Below are 17,098 nucleotides of genomic sequence, written 5' to 3'. Positions count from 1 at the left end.
CAGGTTCGAAAGTAACATTATAACAAGTATTTATAGGAAGAAAGTAGGTTAGTTTAAAATGGCAAATCAGAAATCAGCTGCAGCAAAGAAGTCTGCTGCAAAGAAGCGTGTCAAGAAAAACGTTGAACACGGACAGGCACATATCCAGTCATCTTTCAATAACACAATCGTTACATTGACAGATGCTGCAGGTAATGCTCTTAGCTGGGCAAGTGCTGGCGGTCTTGGATTTAAAGGTTCAAGGAAATCTACTCCTTATGCTGCACAGGTAGCTGCAGAGACAGCAACAAAGGCTGCTTTAGTACACGGCCTTAAGACTGTTGATGTATTCGTTAAGGGACCAGGATCAGGAAGAGAAGCTGCAATCAGAGCTCTTGCTGCAAGCGGTCTTACAGTTACATCTATCACAGACGTAACACCTGTACCACATAACGGATGCCGCCCACCTAAGCGTCGTAGAGTTTAATCGTTAGTCGCGGAGTTAACCGCACTATCGTATTATTCTATCAATGTAGTTACATGTGCATATATATGTATATTTAAGACTCGTTGGACGAAGGTGCAAATGCCAGTAATCTGGCAACATTGTAAACAACATCAGAATAATGGATAGTTGTTCTGAGAAAAAGAAAGGAGCCAAAAATGGCAGTAAACAGAGTTCCCGTATTAAAGAGATGCAGATCACTTGATTTGGATCCAACATTCCTTGGATATGACAAGAAGTCCAAGAGAACATCAGCTAGAGCTGGTAAGAAAATGAGTGAGTATGGACTTCAGCTCCGCGAGAAGCAGAAGGCTAAGTTCATCTATGGCGTTCTTGAGAAGCCTTTCAGAAATTACTATGAGCGCGCAGATAGAATGAAGGGTATGACTGGTGCAAACCTTATGACTATCCTTGAGTCAAGACTTGACAACGTAGTATTCAGAATGGGTCTTGCTAGAACAAGAAGAGAAGCTAGACAGGTTGTTCTTCACAAGTTCATCACAGTTAACGGTAAGGCAATCAACATTCCTTCATACCTTGTAAAGGCTGGCGACGTAATCGAAGTTAAAGAGGCAGCTAAGAACATTCAGAGATTTAAGGACATTACAGAAATCACAGCAGGCAGACTTGTTCCTGAGTGGATTGATGTTAACAAGGACAATCTCCAGGGTACAATCAAGGAGCTTCCTTCAAGAGAAGCAATCGACGTACCTGTTGACGAAATGCTTATCGTCGAGTTGTATTCTAAGTAATAAAATAATGATGTGGATTACGAGGTTGTTTTGGCCCCGTAATTCATATATCATTGAAGTATAACTTGTTAACAAACCACATAAGGAGGGTATATCAGTGTTTGATTTTGAAAGACCAAATATTGAAGTTGCTGAAATCTCAGATGATAAAAAGTATGGTAAATTCGTAGTAGAGCCTCTCGAGAGAGGTTACGGTATTACACTGGGCAATTCCCTTCGTAGGATTATGCTCTCATCATTACCTGGAGCAGCAGTAAGCCAGGTTAAGATCGAAGGCGTACTGCATGAGTTCAGTTCTATTCCTGGAGTTAAGGAAGACGTAACTGAGATCATCATGAATATCAAGAATCTTTCAATTAAGAATTCTTCTGATACTAACGAGCCAAAGACAGCTTACATTGAGTACAGCGGCGAAGGCGTTGTTAGAGCATCTGATATTCAGGTTGACCAGGACATTGAGATCATGAATCCTGATCAGGTTATCGCTACACTTTCCGGAAAGGATGCTAAGCTTTACATGGAGCTTACTATCACTAAGGGAAGAGGTTACGTAAGCTCTGATAAGAATAAGACAGGCGATCTTCCAATCGGAGTAATCGCTATCGATTCTATCTACACTCCTGTAGAGAGAGTTAACGTAACTGTTGAGAATACTCGTGTAGGTCAGGTAACAGATTTTGATAAGCTTACACTTGATGTTCACACAGATGGCACACTTGCTCCAGACGAGGCTGTAAGCCTTGCTGCTAAGGTGCTTAGTGAGCATTTAAGCCTATTCATTGATCTTTCTGAAAATGCTAAGACTGCAGAAGTTATGGTAGAGAAGGAAGATGATGAGAAGGGCAAAGTTCTCGAGATGTCAATTGATGAGCTTGAGCTTTCAGTTCGTTCATTCAACTGCCTTAAGAGAGCTGGTATCAACACAGTTGAGGAGCTTGCTAACAAGACCTCAGATGATATGATGAAGGTTCGTAACCTTGGACGTAAGTCCCTTGAAGAAGTACTTGCTAAGCTCGATGAGCTTGGACTTTCACTTCGTCAGGATAGCGAGCAGTAATCATTGTTGATACAAGGATTTACGATATGATTTCCGCAGAAGATAAATCCAAAGTGTGCTGAAGCGGATTCTCATGGTAACTAAGATATTGTTTTAAACAACATCATGAAAATAAGTCCAAAGGGCATTTCGTGATGCACCACAGCAGGAGGAATCCTGCAGATGAGAAAGGAAATTTAATTATGGCAATGTACAGAAAGCTTGGAAAAGCTACAAAACCTAGAAGAGCACTTCTTCGTAACCAGGTAACAGCACTTCTTTACAATGGTAAGATCATTACTACAGAGGCTAGAGCTAAGGAAGTTAAGAAGATCGTAGAGCCTATGATCACACTTGCTGCTAAGGAAAAGGATAACTTCGAGACAATTACTGTTGATGCTAAGGTTCCTGAGAAGGACAAGGATGGCAAGAGAGTAAAGGAAGTTGTAGACGGTAAGAAGGTTACTAAGTATACAACTGTTAAGAAGGAAATCAAGAAGGATCTTCCTTCAAGAATGCATGCAAGAAGACAGCTTCTTAGAACTCTTTACCCTGTAACAGAGGTTCCAACAGAGAAGGCTGGAAGAAAGAGAAATACTAAGGAAGTTGATCTTGTAGCTAAGTTATTCGATGAGTACGGACCAAAGTACGCAGATCGTAAGGGTGGTTACACTCGTATGATCAAGATCGGCCAGCGTAAGGGCGATGCAGCTATGATGGTTGTACTTGAGCTTGTTTAATAGCTAAATTTAAAGGATACGGCAAATGCCGTATCCTTTTTTATTTCTTCTCGAAGTGCTGATAATCTTTACAACTATTCCAGTTACCGCCCCATTTAAAGCCGTGAGCAATGAATAACTTATACGCCAGATCATTTTCATCAATCTTATAAGGGAACTCAGCATTTCTGTCTGCATAGCCCTCGCTACCTTCAGGAGAAATGTTGACAGAACCGTCCTTTCCATAGGTTACATAAGGGTTATAGAAAGGATTAAGATCAATTGCAAGGCCATAAGCGTGATTGGAAAGCCTTGTTGTTCCATCCACCTCTCTATAGTTAAAACAGGAAGTGTTGTTGGCCAGCATAGAAGCGTGATCATCGCCACCAAACTCGTCAATCAGCTTAATACCCTGTATCTGATAACCGTTTTGATACAGCTCATAAAATATCTCTAAGACATCCTGCGCAATCGACTTGTTGCAGATCATCTCGCCAGTCTGGGTTTCTCCATTAAAGTCCACATAAAGCATCACGCAATATCTGAGATCATCTAACGAGACGTTGTCATTTTCTTTATAGGAAACGCCCATAATCTTCTCTTTGACAAAATCCGGAATGGGCTCGTAGTAAAATCCATCCATATATGTGATCCTGCTTTCTAAAGCGTTGTCTACGGGATTTGTAGATGTATTAGAAGAACTACTATCTGCAGATGAATCAGCAGAACTGGTATCTGCACCATTTGAAGCACCATCATTACCATCTGAACTGCTACTAGCGGAAATATCTGTACCAGAGCTTGCTAAGCTTCCGTAATCTGAAGAACCAAGAACCGAGCTTTCCGAACCACTTCCTGACGCCGCCGCGCTATCTCCCAGTGCGGAGGGATTTCTTTTAGCATAATCTTCAAGAGTCTCGCCCCGGGCCACGTACCTGGCGGCCACTGCAAATACCACAATTACCCCTAGTAAAAGAGCTATATCTTTTAACAACTTCTTGTTCATACCGTATCTCACCTCACCAATATTGATTCTATCATATTTGCCCTGATACATGCCATTGCAAAAGTGCTAAAATACTGAGCCAAAAAGCTAGTGGCCGGCGGCTTAGAACCTTGTAATTAAGTGGTAACTCATGTAAAATAAGGGGTTGAAGCAGAAGGAAAAAGAGACAAATATATGATTCGTACAGAAAACCTTGTTTTTGAATATATAAGGCGCGATGAGGAAGGCAACGTGGAAGGCATCACAAGGGCCATCGATGAGGTGGATCTTGATGTTAAGCCTGGCCAGTTCATTGCGATCCTTGGACATAATGGCTCCGGTAAATCTACCCTAGCCAAGCATTTTAATGCCCTTTTATACCCAACTGAGGGCGAAGTGTATGTAGACGGCATGAACACTGAGGATGATGACCATCTTTGGGATATAAGGCAGGAGGCTGGAATGATCTTCCAGAACCCTGACAACCAGATCATAGGCCAGGTCGTTGAAGAGGACGTGGGATTTGGCCCAGAGAATATGGGGGTTCCTACAGAAGAAATCTGGGAAAGAGTAGAGGAGAGCCTTAAGGCCGTTAACATGCTGTCATTTAGGAAATCTTCTCCTAATCACCTCTCAGGAGGTCAGAAGCAGAGAGTGTCCATCGCAGGCGTCATCGCCATGCATCCTAAATGCATCATCATGGACGAACCCACAGCCATGCTGGATCCTAACGGACGAAAGGACGTCATAAGAGCTGCCAGAGCCCTTAATTCTGTGGAAGGCATCACGGTCATCCTTATTACCCATTACATGGAAGAGGTTATCTACGCTGATAAGGTCTTTGTTATGGACAAGGGTCACATCGAGATGCAGGGTACACCCCGTGAGATCTTTGCACAGGTGGATAGGTTAAAAGAGCTAAAACTTGGAGTTCCACAGGTCACACTCCTTGCCCATGAGCTTAAAAAGAGTGGTCTCGACCTTCCAGAGGTAGTTCTTTCAAGAGAAGAGCTGGTTCAGGAGCTTATCAGGTTAAGAGATAGAAACGGAAAGTAAGTATCGAATACAACGAATTTGTGAGGAAATAACATGTCTATAGCATTGAGTCATGTTAATTACATATATGATGAAGACACTGCAATGGCGCACCCTGCCTTGATTGACGTGTCACTGGAGATTCCAAATGGCCAGTTTGTAGGACTGATTGGTCACACTGGATCTGGCAAGTCTACCCTTATCCAGCATTTCAACGGCCTTGTTAAGCCAACAAGCGGATACGTACTCTTTGATGGCGAGGACATCAACGGAGAGGGCTATGATAAAAAGAAATTACGCGCTAAGGTAGGTCTGGTTTTCCAGTACCCTGAGCATCAGCTCTTTGAGACGGATTGCTTTAAGGACGTGTGCTTTGGCCCTAAGAATCTTGGACTTCCGGAAAAAGAGGTGGAGCTAAGAGCCTACGAAGCCCTTAAAATGGTGGGATTTGACGATGAGTACTTTTATCAGTCTCCATTTGATCTGTCCGGAGGACAAAAGAGAAGAGTCGCTATTGCCGGAGTTTTGGCCATGAAACCAGAAGTGCTTATCCTGGATGAGCCCACTGCGGGCCTTGATCCTAAGGGAAGAGAGGACATCCTTAACCTGGTGGCAAGACTCCACGAAGAAATGGGCATAACCATCATACTTGTAAGCCACAGCATGGACGATGTGGCTGATTATGTACAGAGAATAATAGTTATGAATAAGGGCAGAGTCGCCTATGACGACGAGCCCAGAAACGTATTTAGATATTACAAGGAACTTGAGGAAATCGGCCTTGCTGCGCCTCAGGTGACCTATGTTATGAAAGAACTGGCCGCAGCTGGCTTTGATGTGGATTCAGAAGCTACAACCCTAGAAGAAGCCAAGAATGAGATATTGAAGGTCTTTAAGAAATGCTAAGAGATATAACTATTGGACAATATTATAGGACAGAATCAGTGATTCACAGGCTGGACCCAAGAGTTAAGCTTGTGTCTACTTTCATGTTCATCATATCTCTTTTTGTGGCGGATAACGTTTTTGGGTATGCGTTGGCAGCTCTTTTTCTTGGAATGGCCATTAAGCTGTCCAATGTGCCCCTTAAATTCATTTTAAGAGGTATGAAGGCAATTTTCTTTTTGCTCTTTATTACGGTGGTATTTAACCTGTTTTTGACACCAGGTAACGAGCTTGTTAAGGTGGGATTCATCAAGATAACTGACGAAGGCATTAGAATCACAGTTAAGATGGTGTTCAGACTTATTTTCCTGATCATTGGATCTTCACTGATGACACTTACAACAACGCCTAACCAGCTTACTGACGGACTTGAAAGCGTTCTCGGACCTCTTAAAGTATTAAGAGTCCCAGTTCACGAGATAGCAATGATGATGTCCATCGCCCTTAGATTCATTCCAATACTCATGGAGGAGACGGATAAGATAATGAAGGCCCAGATGGCAAGGGACGCCGACTTTGAAAGTGGCAACCTGATACAAAGAGCTAAGAACCTGGTACCACTTCTTGTGCCACTGTTTATTTCAGCTTTTAGAAGAGCTAATGATCTGGCAATGGCCATGGAATCAAGATGCTACAGAGGTGGCGATGGCAGAACCAAGATGAAGCCTTTGATCTACAAGAAGAGAGATGGAATTGCCTATCTGATTCTTGTACTCTATCTGGTGGCCATGGTGGTGCTGACGATTTTATTCTGATTTATCAAGCGTTTGAGCTGTTTGTATGCCATTATGCTGGGATAATTCAACCATTTGACGGTTATATATTGTTTATGGAGTAGTAATTGATGAAAGAAACACGCAGGATAATGCTGGTCGTATCCTATGACGGAACTGCATATAACGGATGGGCACTTCAAAAGAGCACCCCTAACACCATAGAAGCTATGCTTAACAGGGCAATTCATGGTCTTACAGGTGAGGAAGTCCAGGTGATTGGCGCCAGCAGAACAGATACCGGAGTTCACGCCTACGGAAATGTAGCGGTTTTTGATACTCAGTCATCGATTCCCGGAGATAAGTTCTCCTTTGCCCTTAACAGGATTCTTCCACAGGATATATGTATCAAAGAGTCCATGGAAGTAGATAGTTCTTTTCACCCAAGACATTGTGATACGGAAAAGACCTATGAATATCGCGTCCTGAATACCCAGATGCCAGATCCTACAAAGCGTTTCTATACCTATCACTTTGGAATGCCTTTAGATGAGAATAAGATGCAGGAGGCAGCTCGCTATCTTGTAGGAGAACACGACTTTACCAGCTTTTGCAATGTGGAATCCCAGGCATTGTCTCATGTCAGGACGATTAAGGACATAGAAGTCACAAGACATGGGGATCTGGTGATTATCAGAGTTACAGGCAATGGCTTTTTGTACAATATGGTGAGGATCATCGCTGGAACCCTTGTTCAGATTGGAAGAGGAAAGGGCGAGCCTTCCGACGTAAAAGAAATGCTGGAAAAGTGCGACAGATGTGCCGCCGGACCAACAGCTCCGCCTCAGGGACTTTTCCTTATAAAGTATGAATTTCTTGATGGAATTCCAGTAATTAATTAACTGTGAAAAAACACCAAAATATATTGACAAAAACTGTGAGATAGACATATAATATTTTACTGTGTGACAAAAGTCATTTTAATGACTTATTACCGTTGTCACATGATCTAGAAAATGTCATATTGATGTCCCGGTAAGCTTCAATATGTACATCATATATATCAGCTGGAATCAGGTGAAGGGTTCCTGCTAAGTAACAAATTAAGTAATCGTTTTAATGATTATGGAGGAAACATAATGAAAACATTTATGCCTAGTGCAACTACAGTAGAGAAGAAGTGGTATGTAGTTGATGCTACAGATATGACACTTGGTCGTCTTGCTTCAAATGTTGCAAACGTACTTAGAGGAAAGAACAAGCCAATTTACACACCAAACATTGATACAGGAGATTATGTAATCGTTATCAATGCTGAGAAGATTAAGGTTTCTGGTAAGAAGCTTGATCAGAAGATGTATTGGCACCACACAGATTACGTTGGACATCACAAGGAGTTCTCACTTCGTCAGATGCTCAATGATAAGCCTGAGAGAGTAATCGAGCATGCTGTAAAGGGAATGCTTCCAAAGGGATCTCTTGGTAGAGAGATGTACACAAAACTTCATGTATACGCAGGAGCTGAGCATCCACATGCAGCTCAGAAGCCTGAAGTGTTAACATTCTAATTAGGATAGATGAAGGAGAATAATAAAATGGCAAAGTCAGCTAATTACTACGGAACAGGTAGAAGAAAGAAGTCAATCGCTAGAGTTTACCTCGTATCCGGAAATGGAAATATTACAATCAACAAGAGATCTATCGATGAGTATTTCGGACTTGAGACACTCAAGGTTATCGTTAGACAGCCACTCGTTGCTACAGAGACAGCAGATAAGTTCGACGTAGTAGTAACAGTAAGAGGCGGCGGCACAACAGGTCAGGCTGGTGCTATCAGACACGGTATTTCAAGAGCTCTTCTTCAGGCTGATTCAGATGAATACAGACCTACACTTAAGAAGGCTGGATACCTTACAAGAGACCCTCGTATGAAGGAAAGAAAGAAGTACGGCTTAAAGAAAGCTCGTCGTGCTCCACAGTTCTCAAAGAGATAATCTTTCGAGATTCAAAAAGAATTTACAAACCTCAGAAACTCAGTGTTTCTGGGGTTTTTCTTTTATCTATAATTGTATTCAGTTGTGGTGAAACGCAGAAAATTTTGTACCGTAAACAGCGAGTAAACAGCAGGTAGACAGCAAAATTCTCAAGCCTTAGATTTTGTTAATTGCTTCTACCAGAGACTGGATATCAAGGTGTGTGTACACTTTCTCTGTCAGAGACATTGCTCCGGAGTGTCCTACGATTTTCTTTATCATTGTAGGATCCACATGAGCTTCCGCCAGCATTGATATGCAGGTGTGCCTAGTATCATGAGGATTGTGCTCCATACCAAGGTTTTCTATTAGTGGTGTCCAGTAGCTGTCTTTATAGTTCCTGTAGGTGAATTTTTTGTTGTCATCTGTGTGAAGAAGGTATTCACAGTCAGAGGATTCATACCAGGCTTTGTAGAATGGTAGAACCTTATCTGCTATAGGAACCTTTCTGATACCATTTTCAGTCTTGCTTAGTATCACATCGAAATACTGTTCTTCAAGATGAACATTTTTCTTTTCCAAATCCAGTAGTTCAGATATTCTACAGCCGTTGTAAATCAGCATAAGTACTGTCTGGTAGAACGGATCATCCTTGAGTTCCCATAGCCTGTCAATCTCAGCTTTTGAAAAGATATCTCTTTCAACCTTATTTGGATTTTTGTCCTTATACTTGAGGATATCTACAAATTCGGAATAGTCCTTGTTACAGATATCGTTCTTAAGGGCGTAATCGTAAAGCTGATTGAAAAGGACTTTGATCTTACGAAGTGTAGGATAATTTTTTCCGCAGGTATCAATGACATTCTGAAGCTCTGCCAGCCTTATATCTCTAAAAGTTTTATTGTAAAGGGTGCCACATACGTTATATGAGGCTGTATACCCATGCACGTTGGATTTTGAGATGGTAGGATACTTTGCTTCAGACCAGGCATTATATACGTCTGTGAATGTCATTTTGGCTGCTTTTGTATCAAATGGATTCTGATGATAATCTGATAGCATTTGCAAGCCTTCCTGCTTGGTTTCAGCATATCCTATGACATTGTACGTCTGCTTTTTGGTACCTTTTTCCGGATCAATGGTCCATCCGGTGGTTACTCTTACCATATAGGGCTTTCTGCGTTTCCCGGACATTTTCATAACACTTCCATATCCGTTTGGTAATTTCAAATAATATCGACCTCCTTTGATGCTCAGGTAATTTATGAAAAAGGGGATAGTCCCTTAATCACCTTTCTTATCGGGCAATGCAACATTTGCGTAGTATGCTAGTTCTGTTTCAAACCAGTGATTAAATCTATCTTCATTTGATAGGCCTTGTTCAAGGCTTTCTCGTTCATCTGCGTATCTTTCCAGAAAAAGGCAGAGATCTGCGTTGTTTTCTGCTATTTCATCGTTTCCCATGAATTTAAGGCTACAGCTCCACTCTTCAGTTTTGGGCGGGCGATTTACGTCTATATTGAAGTGAAGACCTGCTTTTTTATTTAATTCGTTTAGAACATAGAGGACATCTGAGAGAGTATCTAAAGTGATGTTCTTCTTCTGATATCCAATAAGTTCTGCCGGGGAGATATTAAGAATATTTGCAATCTCATTCAGTATACCTATTGAAGGTTCTATTTCACCGCTTTCATATTTCTGTACGGTACGCATAGTTTTGCCTAGCCTGTTAGCCAACTCAGTCTGACTGAGGTGCTGAGCTTTTCGGGCCTGCTTAATTCTATTTCCAATATCAGATCCATTGTTCATTGTACTGACCTCCTTGTGTGAATTGTAACATGTAGCAATACGAATTGCAAGAACGTAATACGAATTTAAAATACATATTTTGTGTTGACAAATGAACTACTAAGACGTATTATCAAAATACGAACTGATAATTCGTACTTTAAAAGGGAGGAGGTGAAAAGTATGGAAGACAAAAAGTTATATGTAGAACTACCAAGATTTACCGGTAGAAATGTTCCTATAGCCGAGGTCGCTGAGGCAATGCACAAAGATGCGCAGTTTGTAAGAATTGGAATCCAACAGGGAATATTCAAATTTGGATATGCCATGAAGAAAGAGAATTCCAGTGAATACAACTACTATTGTCCAGATAGAAAGGTGTGGGAAGAGATTGGATACTTTAGTCCAGAAGCAGTCTAAAAAGAAAAAACTCTCTTGCTGGTAACAAGAGAGTAAATGAAAAGCCGGAGCTTTTGTGAATTCGATTAAATAAAGTATAGCAAGGGTTCCGGCCAAGTTCAACAAAAAAGTAAGATTGGAGGAATCTAAATGGAAACAAGCAAACCAGAATTAAAGCTTATCCAGATGTCAGATGTAGAAGCTGAAGAAGTTTCCTGGCTATGGTATCCGTTTATACCATATGGAAAGCTTACCATCATTCAGGGAGATCCCGGGGATGGAAAAACAACTTTTGTACTAAATGCAGCAGCGAAGTTATCAAAAGGAATTTCGTTAGATACAGGTCTGCAGAGTGAGGAACCAATAAACATCATATATCAGACAGCAGAAGACGGACTGGCTGATACGGTAAAGCCAAGACTTGAAGGTGCCGGGGCTGACTGCTCCAAAATCCATGTGATAGATGAGAGTGATAAATCGCTATCAATGGTAGATGAGAGAGTTGAACAGGCAATCATAAGGACTGGAGCAAAACTTTTGATTATGGATCCACTACAGGCATATCTCGGAGGCGGAATGGATATGAATAGAGCTAACGAAGCAAGAGATATGACTAAGAAGCTGGGAGCTCTGGCGGAGAAGTATAAATGTGCAATCATCCTAATCGGACACATGAACAAAGCTTCCGGAAACAAGGCAGCTTATCGAGGGATGGGATCAATTGACTTCTACGCAGTAGCAAGAAGTGTCCTGCTGGTAGGAAGGATAGAAGGAGAACCGGAACTAAGGGCAATAGTCCAAATAAAGAACAACTTAGCAGCATTTGGACATTCAAAGGCTTTCAGATTATCAGAAAAGGGATTCGAGTGGATTGGAGATTATGAAATAACCGCAGACGAAGTTCTCGGAGGAATTGCACCGAAAGCGAATAAGCAGGAAAAGGCGATAGCTCTTCTGCGAGAATTGGCTGAAGACCATAATATGATCCCAAGTAACGAGGCAGTAGAACTGGCTAAAGAAGAGGATATATCAAAAAGAACTCTGGAGATAGCCAAAAATGAACTTGGGATAAAAGCCAGGAGAATCAACAATACCTGGTACTGGATATTGAAAGAGAACGAATGATAATCAAGACCGCAACAATGTAAGGTATCTGAAGTTACACTCTTAAGATTGCAAGGTTGTAAAAAGATAAAGACACTGCATTGTTGCGGACTAGAAGAAAGGGACGAATGAAAAACGTACAGATATCACAAGAATTATTTATAAGGCTGGTACGATTACTGGTCTTTGAGTTTGACGAAGATACTAATCTGATCAAAAAAGAACTTGAAGACAAGATGGAAAAACTAGTGAGGCATGAAATCTATTCAAAGTTCAAGACAGCACCCACAGAAGAGGAGAGGGAAAAAGCTCGTCAGGACTACCTCGATATGGTGGGAATGCACAGGGATTTTAGATGGTGATTTCCCTTGATGGTTTGAACGGGAGCGTGACACGCTCCGGTAATAATCAGCCAAGGAATGAATGGTTTGGCAGGCGAGCGGAGCGAGCTTCCCCATAACGTGTCGTTATGGGTAACCCCCTATGGATAATGACATTACACATCATTATCCGGGGGCTCTCCGAGGGGCCTGCCGGCGGCAAAAAAATATTACGAAAGGAGTTTGTTTATGATAACAGTGACATTTCACATTTCATGTAAGAAGCATTCGCTCACTAAAACGCGAGATGTGGTTTCGGTGAGCAAACACAATCTTCGATTATTTCAAAGCGAAGAGTATAACGAAGAAATGATCGAAGTGGAAGTCGGGAGTGAAGTAAATGTTCTCGATGATGTAAAAGAGATTTATGAAAGGGAATTCTCTGAGGTACTTGCGGAATACAACAAAGGTAAAAGAAGTGACAGACAGATTCCTGACTATCTGGAGTATGTATCCGAAAGTAAAAAGAGTGATGTGGCTACGGAGGTAATTCTCCAAGTAGGGGATAAGGAATTCTGGGCAGATAAGACGAGAGAGCAGTGGAATGCAATGAAGCCACTCTTGAGAGATCAGCTTGAATATGTAAAAGAGATAGTTCCGGAATTCAAAATCGCATCGGCGGTAACACACTTGGATGAGGATTCACCTCATATGCACGTAGTAGGAGTTCCGGTAGCAACAGGATACAAACGAGGACTAAGCAAACAGGTGGCAAAAACAAAAGTGTTTGATCAGGAGAGACTAGAAAAAATACAAGATCTAATACACGATTTTGTAGAGCATCAGATGATAGACCACCCGGAGATCTTTGGAGATGAAACCTTAAAGCCAAAGGAAAAAGGAAGGAATAGCGACTTCTCAAAAGAATTCTACTTAAGGCTAAAGCAGCAAGAATATGAAAAGCTGGAAGATAAGTGCCAGGAGAAGGAGACACAGATTGAAGCTCTGGACGGAACGGCTAAAGAAATGAAGGAGGACATTGAAAGCACAGTTAACCAATATGTGGACTCAGTGGTAAATACAGAAATGAAAAAGGAATTCATGAGATACGCAACACTCGAAAATCCTAAGACCACACTGGGAAAACTAGTCTCGAAAGCCTTCAGAACATTCAAGGAATGGTGGGATAAGACCAAGAAGCCTGAGGTAGCTGAAAAGGCTAGAACAAGCATCCTGGAACAGCTTAGAAAAGCTAAGGTTAAAGCTGATCAGCACAATGAACAGCAAGTTCCAAAAACACACAGAACAGATCTTGGGATGGAGAGATAAATCTCCCGAAGATAGAGCAGGGGCGTGAAAACGCCCTTGTTTTCTGTATATAAGAATTGATAGTATAGGACTCATGAAATATAATTAGTGTTCGAAAGGAGTTTTCTATAAACATGAATGATGGGATGGAAATATTAAGTAGAGAAAAATCGACCATATTAAGAGGCATTGCAATAACGATGGTTGTTTTGTGCCATGTGGTCAATCATTACAATAGGTATTTCACACCGTTGGGGGGAATAGGAGTAGCAGTGTTCCTTGTTATTTCTGGATATGGGCTGAATGAATCCTATAAGAAAAATGGATTAAAAGATTTTTGGAAGAAAAGAGTGCTATCTGTTTTCTTGGCAAACGCAATTGTAGAGATGGTTACGATTCCACTTAGAGGAAATATTAGTATTGTTGGTATGATAAAGGATTTATTATTGATAAGTCCACAAAATCCTAATGGATGGTACCTTAATTATTTATTGTTATGGTATGTGACGTTTTGGCTCATAAAGAAGATAAATGCTAAGAAAGAGCATATTTTGTTCATATCTGTAGCATTAGGTTATGGAGTGTTATTTTTCTTTACAAGTTCGATTAGATTTGAGCAAACACTTACTTTTGTTGCGGGAATATATCTTAGTCAGTTTATTTCAACGAAAAAAGAGAGAGCATTTTATAAAGTTGTAGTTTTAGTAATTATTTCTTTAGGAGCGCTTTTTATAAAACAGCTACCGATTATAAGGAACTCTTTATATGTAGATTATCTTATGGAGAGCTTGGATTTAATAACAAAGACATCAGCGGCTTGGTTAATCATTGAATATGTACTAAATTTATCTAAAACAAAAATGATTCCTTTCATTGCTGTTGGAAAAATGTCATATGAAATATATTTGTGCCATAGCTATGCACTTTCTGTTTTTAATACAGATTATTCACAGCCATTGATAATAGGTTTATTTATAGTCATTACTGTGATATCAACAGTTATTCTGTATTATATCAATGATGTTTTGCTTAAACCAGCAATTTCAAAGATGATTATAAAATAGTGTAGAATATGCGTATTCGATATGGGAATAACCATTTATGACTTATTACACCTCAGGCCAACTGCCATGGGGTGTTTTTGTTAGGTTTTTTATGTTGTTAGGTATTTGGTTAGTAAAGCGCAATAATGATATTGACAATTGCGCTTTACGATTGAAGTTAAAGCGCAATTATGATATTGTAAAATAAAAAACTAAGGACAGGTATATGCGAGACATAGATAAGATAATTGAAGATGATGAAAACCAGGTGATTGAATGGAAAGAGTCATGGCAGGATAAGTATTTGGAATGGATTTGTGGCTATGCCAATGCTCAGGGTGGGACGTTATATATAGGAGTTGATGATAACGGGAACGTTATTGGCCTAGATTCAAAAGTTCAAAAGAAACTATTAGAGGATATTCCCAATAAGATTACTGCTGCTTTTGGGATTACTTGTGATGTGAATCTTAAGTCAAAAGATAAAAAGAAATATATTCAGGTAGAGGTAAAGAAATCAAGATTACCGTTGAACCTTCATGGCAGATATTATTATCGAACAGGAAGTGTAAAAAAGGAGATTACTGGATTCGAACTTACAGAATTTATTATAAAAAGCACAGGAACATCATATGATGCTATGATTTCTGATATACCTCGTGATAAGTTGACATTTGAAGCATTTAAGAAAAGATATCTAAATGTAATGCCCGGTAATCATGATTTTGATGAAGACCTTATTAGTTTTAGATTGATGCAGGAAGATGGGCAAATGACAAATGCTGGTGTTTTATTTGCTGATCAATGGAATATTCAGCATTCAAGAATTTTTTGTACTAGATGGAATGGACTAGATAAAGCTGGATCTGTTCAAGATGCTTTAGATGACCAGGAAATTACTGGTAGTGTATTATCTCTATTTGATAATGCAATGGATTTCGTGAGAAAAAATTCAAAAAAAGGATGGAGAAAGGACAAAGATCAAAGGATAGAATTGCCGGATTATCCTGAACGAGCTGTAGAAGAAGGGTTAGTTAATGCGCTTATTCATAGAAGCTACCTACAGACAGGAGCACATAGCCAGATTGATATTTATGATGATCGAATGGTTATTACCAACCCTGGGGGAATGTATGATGGTTCGGAAGTGCAATTACTTGACTTGAGACATGTCCCTTCTAAGCTTAGAAATCCAATACTGGCGGATGTATTTGGACGCTTACGTTTAATGGAGAGAAGAGGAAGCGGGTTTAAGAAGATTCTTGATGCATATGAATCTGAAGAAAGGTATACAGATAGTTTAAAACCTGAGTTTTATACTGATGGTTACAATTTCTTTCTTACTTTATGGAATTTGAATTATGCTTATGATAAAGCGCAAAATAAAGCGCAAGTTAAAGCGCAAAGTGGTGCTTTATCAGATAGGGACTATTTATTACTCCTGCTTCAGGAGAATCCAACCATAACACAAACGGAGTTGGCTGACGTTATGGGAAAGTCACGAAGATCAATACAGATGCTAATGAAGCAACTGATAGAAGATGATGTTATTGAAAGATTAGGATCTAAGAAGCAGGGAACATGGATTTTAAAATGATAAATACTTTGAAATGAGGAGTGGCATATGCGAACAATAGACATAATTAATATAATTGCAATAATAGTTTCCCCGGTTGTTGCAGTAGTTGTTGGCCAGATTTTACAAGACAGGAGAAAGAAGCGCTCTGATAAGATGGAGATTTTTAAAACACTAATGATAAGTAGAGGCTTGGGCTGGTCTACAGAAAGTGTTAAGGCATTGAACATTATTGAGGTTGTTTTTAGTGATGATCAATCTGTATTAAATCAGTGGAAGATTTATTATGATAGATTGTGTGTAGAGAATCCAAATGAAATGGAGCTTTCAAAGATTAAAACGGAAGGGGATAAACTCCTTGATGTTATGGCGAAATCATTGGGATATAAAGAAAAAGTCACCTGGGAGACTATACAGAAACCATATATTCCCAAAGGGTTATCGGATAATATTATTCAACAGCAGCAATACCAAAGTGCACAGTTAGATATAATGAACGCTGCTAGTATATATTTTCAGCAGATGAAAAATGAAAATGAAAGTCAAAAATAGGAGAGGACAAAATGAGATTGAGGTATTGTGGTATAAAGTGAAAATATTTAACTATGTAAATTTCAGAAATTAGTTCTTGTGAACAGATAATTATGACAACGTACGGTGTATTTAGAAGGTAGATTTGTTGCCACCGGCCGCATACAGTAGTCCTGAGCTTTCTACCGTACGCAGCAGGTAAACAGCAACTCGCCTTACAAATGACCAAAACAAGGCACTTAAGGCAGTGAAAAAGTTCTCAAAGAGATAATCGTTTCACAACGTATTACGTCTTTGGACAATCATATACGACTTATTACACCTCAGGACAATTGTCCTGGGGTGTTTTTATAATCTGTAGTTAACCTAAAAATGGTTAAATATATT

General features: G+C 40.1%; 20 protein-coding genes. 17 read left to right on the top strand and 3 right to left on the bottom strand.

The genetic code is table 11. The features are described 5' to 3' along the window. Positions 1–58: 58 nt before the first annotated feature. The 4 genes from rpsK to T541_RS0109470 all read left to right on the top strand — a co-directional run bounded on the left by rpsK (position 59) and on the right by T541_RS0109470 (position 3,012). Positions 59–466 (top strand): 30S ribosomal protein S11, encoded by a 408-nt coding sequence (gene rpsK, locus T541_RS0109485; protein ID WP_026652511.1) that lies wholly within the window; start codon positions 59–61, stop codon positions 464–466. A gap of 176 nt (positions 467–642) precedes the next feature. Continuing rightward, the gene (gene rpsD, locus T541_RS0109480) at positions 643–1,236 is read left to right on the top strand and encodes a 30S ribosomal protein S4 (RefSeq protein WP_026652510.1); all 594 of its coding nucleotides are present in this window, start codon (positions 643–645) and stop codon (positions 1,234–1,236) included. A gap of 97 nt (positions 1,237–1,333) precedes the next feature. Next, positions 1,334–2,293 (top strand): DNA-directed RNA polymerase subunit alpha, encoded by a 960-nt coding sequence (locus T541_RS0109475; protein ID WP_026652509.1) that lies wholly within the window; start codon positions 1,334–1,336, stop codon positions 2,291–2,293. 182 nt (positions 2,294–2,475) lie between these two features. Continuing rightward, positions 2,476–3,012, top strand: coding sequence for a bL17 family ribosomal protein (locus tag T541_RS0109470; RefSeq protein ID WP_026652508.1), 537 nt, complete (start codon positions 2,476–2,478; stop codon positions 3,010–3,012). Between the two features lie 40 nt (positions 3,013–3,052). Here T541_RS0109470 and T541_RS0109465 read toward each other — a convergent pair whose 3' ends face one another. After that, positions 3,053–3,997 carry a M15 family metallopeptidase gene (locus T541_RS0109465; RefSeq protein ID WP_026652507.1) on the bottom strand — a complete coding sequence of 315 codons (945 nt, stop codon included), beginning with the start codon at positions 3,995–3,997 and terminating at the stop codon, positions 3,053–3,055. A gap of 174 nt (positions 3,998–4,171) precedes the next feature. Between T541_RS0109465 and T541_RS0109460 the strand changes: the two genes are divergently transcribed. The 6 genes from T541_RS0109460 to rpsI all read left to right on the top strand — a co-directional run bounded on the left by T541_RS0109460 (position 4,172) and on the right by rpsI (position 8,663). Beyond that, positions 4,172–5,032, top strand: a complete 861-nt coding sequence (locus T541_RS0109460; protein ID WP_026652504.1) for an energy-coupling factor transporter ATPase — start codon at positions 4,172–4,174, stop codon at positions 5,030–5,032. Positions 5,033–5,065: 33 nt separating this feature from the next. After that, positions 5,066–5,917: an energy-coupling factor transporter ATPase gene (locus T541_RS0109455; protein WP_026652503.1), complete on the top strand. Its 852-nt coding sequence runs from the start codon at positions 5,066–5,068 to the stop codon at positions 5,915–5,917. After that, positions 5,911–6,711 (top strand): energy-coupling factor transporter transmembrane component T family protein, encoded by an 801-nt coding sequence (locus T541_RS0109450; RefSeq protein WP_026652502.1) that lies wholly within the window; start codon positions 5,911–5,913, stop codon positions 6,709–6,711. The genes T541_RS0109455 and T541_RS0109450 overlap by 7 nt, the downstream gene beginning before the upstream one ends. 89 nt (positions 6,712–6,800) lie before the next feature. After that, a complete protein-coding gene (truA, locus tag T541_RS0109445; RefSeq protein WP_026652500.1) occupies positions 6,801–7,571 on the top strand; it encodes a tRNA pseudouridine(38-40) synthase TruA in 771 nt (256 codons plus the stop codon). Positions 7,572–7,808: 237 nt separating this feature from the next. Continuing rightward, on the top strand, positions 7,809–8,237 hold the full coding sequence (gene rplM, locus T541_RS0109440) for a 50S ribosomal protein L13 (RefSeq protein WP_026652499.1): 429 nt from the start codon (positions 7,809–7,811) through the stop codon (positions 8,235–8,237). Between the two features lie 27 nt (positions 8,238–8,264). After that, positions 8,265–8,663 carry a 30S ribosomal protein S9 gene (gene rpsI, locus T541_RS0109435; RefSeq protein ID WP_026652498.1) on the top strand — a complete coding sequence of 133 codons (399 nt, stop codon included), beginning with the start codon at positions 8,265–8,267 and terminating at the stop codon, positions 8,661–8,663. Positions 8,664–8,819: 156 nt separating this feature from the next. Here rpsI and T541_RS0109430 read toward each other — a convergent pair whose 3' ends face one another. Then, positions 8,820–9,872 (bottom strand): tyrosine-type recombinase/integrase, encoded by a 1,053-nt coding sequence (locus T541_RS0109430; protein WP_024865247.1) that lies wholly within the window; start codon positions 9,870–9,872, stop codon positions 8,820–8,822. Positions 9,873–9,926: 54 nt separating this feature from the next. Further along, the gene (locus T541_RS19310; RefSeq protein WP_051226447.1) at positions 9,927–10,451 is read right to left on the bottom strand and encodes a helix-turn-helix domain-containing protein; all 525 of its coding nucleotides are present in this window, start codon (positions 10,449–10,451) and stop codon (positions 9,927–9,929) included. A 162-nt stretch (positions 10,452–10,613) separates the two neighbouring features. On the opposite strand from T541_RS19310, the gene T541_RS0109420 reads away from it, so the two are divergent. The 7 genes from T541_RS0109420 to T541_RS0109390 all read left to right on the top strand — a co-directional run bounded on the left by T541_RS0109420 (position 10,614) and on the right by T541_RS0109390 (position 16,732). Beyond that, a complete protein-coding gene (locus T541_RS0109420) occupies positions 10,614–10,850 on the top strand; it encodes a hypothetical protein (RefSeq protein WP_026506810.1) in 237 nt (78 codons plus the stop codon). Positions 10,851–10,979: 129 nt separating this feature from the next. After that, positions 10,980–11,954, top strand: a complete 975-nt coding sequence (locus tag T541_RS0109415; protein ID WP_026506811.1) for an AAA family ATPase — start codon at positions 10,980–10,982, stop codon at positions 11,952–11,954. A 107-nt stretch (positions 11,955–12,061) separates the two neighbouring features. Next, the gene (locus T541_RS0109410; protein WP_026506812.1) at positions 12,062–12,295 is read left to right on the top strand and encodes a hypothetical protein; all 234 of its coding nucleotides are present in this window, start codon (positions 12,062–12,064) and stop codon (positions 12,293–12,295) included. Positions 12,296–12,502: 207 nt separating this feature from the next. Next, positions 12,503–13,582, top strand: coding sequence for a plasmid recombination protein (locus T541_RS0109405; RefSeq protein ID WP_026652497.1), 1,080 nt, complete (start codon positions 12,503–12,505; stop codon positions 13,580–13,582). Between the two features lie 113 nt (positions 13,583–13,695). Beyond that, positions 13,696–14,625 carry an acyltransferase family protein gene (locus tag T541_RS0109400; RefSeq protein ID WP_026652495.1) on the top strand — a complete coding sequence of 310 codons (930 nt, stop codon included), beginning with the start codon at positions 13,696–13,698 and terminating at the stop codon, positions 14,623–14,625. Positions 14,626–14,830: 205 nt separating this feature from the next. Then, the gene (locus T541_RS0109395) at positions 14,831–16,201 is read left to right on the top strand and encodes an ATP-binding protein (protein WP_026652494.1); all 1,371 of its coding nucleotides are present in this window, start codon (positions 14,831–14,833) and stop codon (positions 16,199–16,201) included. 27 nt (positions 16,202–16,228) lie between these two features. Further along, entirely contained in the window at positions 16,229–16,732 is a 504-nt protein-coding gene (locus tag T541_RS0109390) for a DUF6680 family protein (protein ID WP_026652493.1), read from the top strand. Positions 16,733–17,098 lie beyond the last annotated feature (366 nt).

The sequence above is a fragment of the Butyrivibrio proteoclasticus P6B7 genome, from assembly GCF_000622085.1.
In the GTDB taxonomy this organism is placed as follows: domain Bacteria; phylum Bacillota; class Clostridia; order Lachnospirales; family Lachnospiraceae; genus Butyrivibrio; species Butyrivibrio proteoclasticus_A.
Note: the sequence above shows the minus strand (reverse complement) of the source record. Positions and strands in the feature narration are given on the sequence as shown.